Origin of the sequence: Myxococcus vastator, assembly GCF_010894475.1 — a bacterium.
Taxonomy (GTDB): domain Bacteria; phylum Myxococcota; class Myxococcia; order Myxococcales; family Myxococcaceae; genus Myxococcus; species Myxococcus vastator.
Genome location: NZ_JAAIYB010000488.1, coordinates 1 through 6,088 on the forward strand (window position 1 = coordinate 1; position 6,088 = coordinate 6,088).

The window sequence follows — 6,088 nt, forward strand, 5'->3', positions numbered from 1 at the left end:
CGCGTGTCCTACCCGCCCAGACTCGCCCACCTCGCCACCCGCGCCGTGGTGGTGGCCAAGCTCGTCCCCACCTACGCGCAGGCCCACGCCATTGATGAGGAAGAAGCGGCGCAGCGGCTGTCCAGCGCGCTCTCCGGACGGATGCTGCCCTCGCTGCTGGACGCCGCGTGGACCGCCATGCGCGGCAAGGCGAAGCGGCTCACCGACGACGGGCTGGTGGAGAAGGTGGCCGCCACCCTGAGTGAGCGGCCCCATCGGCCGGGACGCGTCGCGCCCATGAGCCCCGCGCTCAGCGCCTTCTTCATCCTGGTGGACCTGGAGGTGGGCACCGCGGGTGACGCCGCGCGGCGGGTCATGGAATCGGACGAGGGACGCCGCCGGGGGGAGGAGGGACTGGCGGAAGCCGGACGCTTCCTCGCCGCGGAGCTGACTCGCGGGAAGTAGCGCCCGGACAGGCGTGGCAGCAGCGGGTACGCATCGTTATAGGCTCGCCCTGGCCCAGGCTCCGACGATGTCGACACCGCTCCCCACCACGCTGCGCATCCTGCGCTCCCTCACCGACGTCCCACGCGCCACGTGGGACGCGCTGGTGGACACACGGGCCACGCCGTTCCTGGAGTGGACGTTCCTCACCGCGCTGGAGGAGAGCGGCTGCGCGGTGCCGGCGCGGGGCTGGCACCCCCGGCACCTGACGCTCTGGCGCGGCTCGCGCCTGGTGGCCGCCGCCCCCGCCTATCTCAAGGACGACAGCGACGGAGAGTTCGTCTTCGACAGCCCCTGGGCCACCGCCGCCGAGCGCGCGGGCCTGCGCTACTACCCGAAGCTCGTGCTCGCCGTCCCCTTCACCCCCGCCACCGGGCGCCGCGTGCTGGTGGCCCCAGGCGAGGACCGCGCCGCGCGCGAGGCGGAGCTGTACGCCGCCGCCCAGGAGTTCGCCCGCGCCGAGCGCCTGTCCGGCATCCACGTCCTGTTCCCCACCGAGGAGGAGCTGCCCGTCCTGGAGGCCCAGGGCTTCGCCGTGCGGCTGGGCGTGCAGTACCACTGGCGCAACCGGGGCTACCGGACGCTGGAGGACTTCCTCGCCCGCTTCCACGCCAAGCGCCGCAACCAGCTGCGCCGGGAGCTGCGGGCCCTGACGGAGCACGGCATCGAGGTCCGCACCCTGCGCGGGGACGCGCTGGCGGACGTGGACGCGGACACCGTCCACCGCCTGTACGCCGCCACGGTGGACAAGTATCCGTGGGGCCAGCGCTTCCTCACTCCGGACTTCTTCGCGCGCATGCTCGCCCGCTTCCGGCACCGCTCCGAGTGGGTGGAGGCCCGCCGGGAAGGCCGGCTGGTGGCCGGCGCCTTCAACTTCACGGGTGCCAACGTCCTGTATGGCCGTTACTGGGGCTGCTTCGAGGAGCACCCCTTCCTGCACTTCAACGTCTGCCTGTACCACCCCCTCTCGGAGGGCATCACCTCCGGGATGGAGCGCTTCGAGCCGGGCGCGGGGGGAGAGCACAAGCTCACCCGAGGCTTCGAGCCACACCTCACGTACAGTGCGCACCTGCTCCTCCACCCGGGCATGGACCGGGCCGTGCGCGGCTTCCTGGCCCACGAGCGGGCAGCCGTCGAAGGAGGCCTGCCCCAGTGGCGGGCGGAGACTGGTTTCAAGGAGGGGGACTGAAAATCCCCCGCCCGTTCAGCAAAGGGAGTCCGAACGACTTATGGCGCAGAAGCATGAGCACGACACCTCCGTCATCACGGAGTCCGCCCCCAAGCAGAAGCTCAAGAAACCGCCGCTCTACAAGGTGCTCCTGCACAACGACAACTACACGACCCGGGAGTTCGTCGTGGCCGTGCTCAAGGAGGTCTTCCACAAGTCGGAGACGGATGCCGTGCAGATCATGCTGCACGTTCATTACAACGGTGTCGGGGTGGCCGGCGTTTATACGTACGACGTCGCCGAAACGAAGATTCAGACGGTGGAGGCCGCGGCGCAGGAGAACGACATGCCGCTGCGGCTCTCCATGGAACCCGAGGAAGGTTGAAACGTGGCAGGACCGCTGATTGCCAAAGAGTTGCAGGCCAGCTTCCGCACCGCCCTGGACGAGGCGAGGAAGATGCGCCACGAGTACCTGACGCTGGAGCACCTGCTCCTGGCGCTCACCCGGGACGCGCGCACGCGCGAAGTCTTGAAGGGCTGCGGCGCCAACGTGAAGCAACTCCAGGAGCGCCTGGTCTCCTTCCTGGAGGAGACCGTCGAACGCCTGCCGGAGGGCGCGGACGCCGAGCCGCAGCAGACCATCGGCGTGGAGCGGGTGCTCCACCGCGCCGCCATGCACGCGCTGTCCGCCGAGCAGAAGCTCATCGACGGCGGAGACGTGCTGGTGGCCCTCTTCCGCGAGGACGAGAGCCACGCGCTCTACCTGCTCCAGCAGGAGGGCGTCACCCGGTTGGATTTGCTCAACTACATCTCCCACGGCGTCACCAAGGACGGCGAGGGTGAGGGTGAAGGCGAGGAGAGCGCCGGCCACGCCGCCCCCATGGGCGACGACGACGAGGGCGAGGCCCCGAAGAAGAGCCCGCTGGAGGCCTACACGGTGCAGCTCAACATCGAGGCCCAGGAGGGGCGCATCGACCCGCTCATCGGCCGCGAGAAGGAGCTGGAGCGCACCATCCAGGTGCTCTGCCGCCGCCGGAAGAACAACCCGCTCTACGTGGGTGAGGCGGGCGTGGGCAAGACGGCCATCGCGGAAGGGCTGGCGCTGCACATCCACGAAGGCCGCGTGCCGGAGGTGCTGAAGGACGCCGTCGTCTACTCGCTGGACATGGGCGCGCTGCTGGCGGGCACCAAGTTCCGCGGCCAGTTCGAGGAGCGGCTCAAGGGGGTGCTCAAGGCCCTGAAGGAGCAGCCCAACGCCATCCTCTTCATCGACGAAATCCACACCATCGTCGGCGCGGGCGCCACCAGCGGCGGCTCCATGGACGCGTCCAACCTGCTCAAGCCCGCGCTGGCCAGCGGGCGGCTGCGCTGCATCGGGTCGACGACGTACCAGGAGTACAAGTCCGCCTTCGAGCGCGACAGGGCCCTGTCCCGCCGCTTCCAGAAGGTCGAGGTGAGCGAGCCCTCCGTCGAGGACACCATCCTCATCCTGGAGGGGCTGAAGAGCCGCTACGAGGAGCACCACGGGGTGAAGTACCAGCCCGAGGCCATCCGCGCGGCGGCGGAGCTGTCCGCCAAGCACATCAACGACCGGTTCCTGCCGGACAAGGCCATCGACGTCATCGACGAGACGGGCTCGGCCGAGCGGCTCAAGCCGGAGGGCCAGCGCTCGGGCATCGTCAGCGGCGCGGACGTGGAGGCCGTCGTCGCGAAGATGGCGCGCATCCCCGCCAAGAGCGTGTCCGCCAGCGAGGGCGTGCAGCTCCAGGGTCTGGAGAAGGACCTCCAGGGCGTCATCTTCGGGCAGGATTCGGCCATCAAGGACCTGGTCAGCGCCATCATGCTGGCCCGCTCCGGCCTGCGCGCGCCGGAGAAGCCCATTGGCTCGTTCCTCTTCTCCGGCCCCACGGGCGTGGGCAAGACGGAGCTGGCCAAGCAGCTGGCGCAGTCGCTGGGCGTGGAGTTCCTGCGCTACGACATGAGCGAGTACTCGGAGAAGCACACGGTGAGCCGGCTCATCGGCGCGCCACCGGGCTACGTCGGCTTCGACCAGGGCGGCCTGCTCACGGACGCCGTGCGCAAGCACCCCTACGCGGTCGTGGTGCTGGATGAAATCGAGAAGGCCCACCCGGACCTCTTCAACATCCTGCTCCAGGTGATGGACCACGCGACGCTGACGGACAACAACGGCCGCAAGGCCGACTTCCGCAACATCGTCCTCATCCTCACCACCAACGCGGGCGCTCAGGAGATGAGCACCAAGGCCATTGGCTTCGGCGACCTCGCGAAGCCCGTGGACGCCACCCGCGCGAAGAAGGCGATTGAGCGCACCTTCACGCCGGAGTTCCGCAACCGCCTGGACGGGTGGATTCTCTTCTCCGGCCTGCCGCCCGAGGTCATCCTCAAGGTGGTGGACAAGGAAGTGCGCCTGCTCCAGAAGATGCTGGACGAGAAGAAGGTGAAGCTGGAGCTGACGCCCGCCGCCCGCGCGTGGCTGGCCGAGCACGGCTACGACCCGGCCTTCGGCGCGCGGCCCATGGCCCGGCTGGTGGACAACTCGCTGAAGAAGCCGCTCGCCGAGGCGCTCCTCTTCGGGGACCTGAAGCATGGCGGCACCGCCCACTACGACGTGGACGGCGAAAGCCTCAAGCTGCGCACGCAGCCCGCCACCGCCGCGGTGGCGTAGCGCCTGGCCGCGCCAGCGGCGGACATGACGAGGCCCCGGTCCCCTTCCCGAGGGAGCCGGGGCCTTCGTCTGTCCGGCGCGCTGCTACTCGACGCGGTAGCTCTTCACCGCGCTGGAGAGCTGCTCGGAGACGATTTGCAGCGTGGTGGCGGCCTCGCCGGTGGAGCCGATGCGGGCCACCGTCTCATCCATCATCTTGGACAAGTCGTTCACCGCCAGGGTGATTTGGTTGATGCCCACGTTCTGCTGGCTGACGGCGGCGGCAATCTGCCGGACGGCGGCGGCGTTGTCCTGGACGATGGAGGACAGCTCCCGCAGGTTCTGCCCGCTGGTGCGCACCTGGGCCAGGCCCGACTCCATGCGCTCGGCGCCGCGCTCCGTGATTCGCACCGCCAACGCCACCTGGCTGGCGATGTCGTCCAGCAGCTCGCGCACGCGCGTGGTGGCTTCGATGGACTGGTCCGCCAGGGCGCGGATTTCGCGCGCCACCACGCCAAAGCCCTTGCCGTGCTCGCCGGAGCGGACGGACTCGATGGCGGCGTTGAGCGCCAGCATGTTGGACTGGTCCGCCAAATCCTTCACCGTCTGGGTGATGCCGCCAATCTGCTGCGTGCGCTCGCCCAGCTCGACGATTTTCTGGGCAATCTCCCCCACCTGGGCGCGGATGTCGTTGAGCCCCGCCATGGTGAGCTCAATCGACGCCTCGCCGGACTTGGCCAGCGTATCGGCGCGCTCGGCCACCGACAGCACGCTCTCCGCCTTCTGCGCGGCCAGCATGGAGGTCTGCTTGATTTCCTGCGCCGTCACCTGCGTCTCCTGCAGCGCCGCGGCCTGCCGGGAGATGGTCTGCGCCTGCTCCGTGGAGGACGAATTCAGGTGCTCGGTGGACTGGGTGAGCGCCACCGCCGCCTGCTGGAGGTTGACGGTCACCTCGCGCAGCCGCGCCACCATCTGCGAGAAGGAGCTGGCCAGCCGGCCCACCTCGTCGCCGCTCTTCACCTGGATGGGGCGCGTCAAGTCGCCGGACTCCACGATGTGGGCGGCCACCTCCGTCAGGCTCTTCAGCGGCCCGACGATGCTGCGGCCGAACAGCGCGGACACCGCCACGCCCAGGGCCACCAGCAGCGCCGCGAAGCCCACCATCCGAACACGCAGCGCGGACACCAGCCCGTCAATGTGGTCCCGGGACACGCCCACGTGCACCGAGCCCAGCCGGCCACCGGCCACCGGCGCCACCACGTCCATGGCGCGCAGGCGGCGGCCCCCGGCGTCCGCCTCCAGCACCGCGCCCGCGCCCGCGGTGGCGACCGCCTCCTTCAGCGCGTCCGGGAAGCCGTCCGGGAAGGTGTGGGCCACCACGTTGCCCGCCGAGTCCTGGATGAAGGCATAGGCCAGGTCCGAGTGGCCCATGCTGGCGTCCAGCATGGGCTGGAGCGCGCTGGCGCCCGTCGCCACGCCCTGCTCCGCCGCCACCGCCAGCCCGCGGGCCACGTGCCGCCCCGCGCCCAGGTAGCTGTCCGCCAGGTCGCTCTCCAGCCGCCGCGTGGCGATGCCGGTGAGCAGGGTGGCCACCGTCGCGCTGATGAGCGCCGTGACGAGCACGAACTTCGGCGCCAGCCCCAGCGACTGGCGGAACTGCTGCGACCACTGGGAGGCGAAGGATTGTTGCGGGAGGCTCACGAAATCACCGCCGGGGAAACGACGTCAGCACGGCACCCGCGCGGAGGCGGGCAGGCGAAACAGGCACGGGA

5 protein-coding genes are annotated in these 6,088 nt (G+C 69.9%); 4 read left to right on the forward strand and 1 reads right to left on the reverse strand.

Annotation, left to right across the window (positions count from 1 at the left end):
- Positions 1–3 precede the first annotated feature (3 nt).
- From G4D87_RS32065 to clpA, 4 genes are all read left to right on the forward strand, one after another.
- Positions 4–444 (forward strand): hypothetical protein, encoded by a 441-nt coding sequence (locus tag G4D87_RS32065; RefSeq protein ID WP_163786497.1) that lies wholly within the window; start codon positions 4–6, stop codon positions 442–444.
- A gap of 67 nt (positions 445–511) precedes the next feature.
- On the forward strand, positions 512–1,672 hold the full coding sequence (locus G4D87_RS32070) for a GNAT family N-acetyltransferase (RefSeq protein ID WP_163786494.1): 1,161 nt from the start codon (positions 512–514) through the stop codon (positions 1,670–1,672).
- Between the two features lie 40 nt (positions 1,673–1,712).
- Positions 1,713–2,036, forward strand: coding sequence for an ATP-dependent Clp protease adaptor ClpS (locus tag G4D87_RS32075; protein WP_011555974.1), 324 nt, complete (start codon positions 1,713–1,715; stop codon positions 2,034–2,036).
- Between the two features lie 3 nt (positions 2,037–2,039).
- On the forward strand, positions 2,040–4,337 hold the full coding sequence (gene clpA / locus G4D87_RS32080; RefSeq protein WP_163786495.1) for an ATP-dependent Clp protease ATP-binding subunit ClpA: 2,298 nt from the start codon (positions 2,040–2,042) through the stop codon (positions 4,335–4,337).
- 84 nt (positions 4,338–4,421) lie between these two features.
- Here clpA and G4D87_RS32085 read toward each other — a convergent pair whose 3' ends face one another.
- Entirely contained in the window at positions 4,422–6,017 is a 1,596-nt protein-coding gene (locus tag G4D87_RS32085; RefSeq protein WP_163786496.1) for a methyl-accepting chemotaxis protein, read from the reverse strand.
- Positions 6,018–6,088 lie beyond the last annotated feature (71 nt).

What these genes read in the sequence shown, in the direction of transcription:
- G4D87_RS32070 (WP_163786494.1), top strand. Translation starts at nt 512, where the DNA reads ATGTCGACACCGCTCCCCACCACGCTGCGCATCCTGCGCTCCCTCACC.
- G4D87_RS32075 (WP_011555974.1), top strand. Translation starts at nt 1,713, where the DNA reads ATGGCGCAGAAGCATGAGCACGACACCTCCGTCATCACGGAGTCCGCC.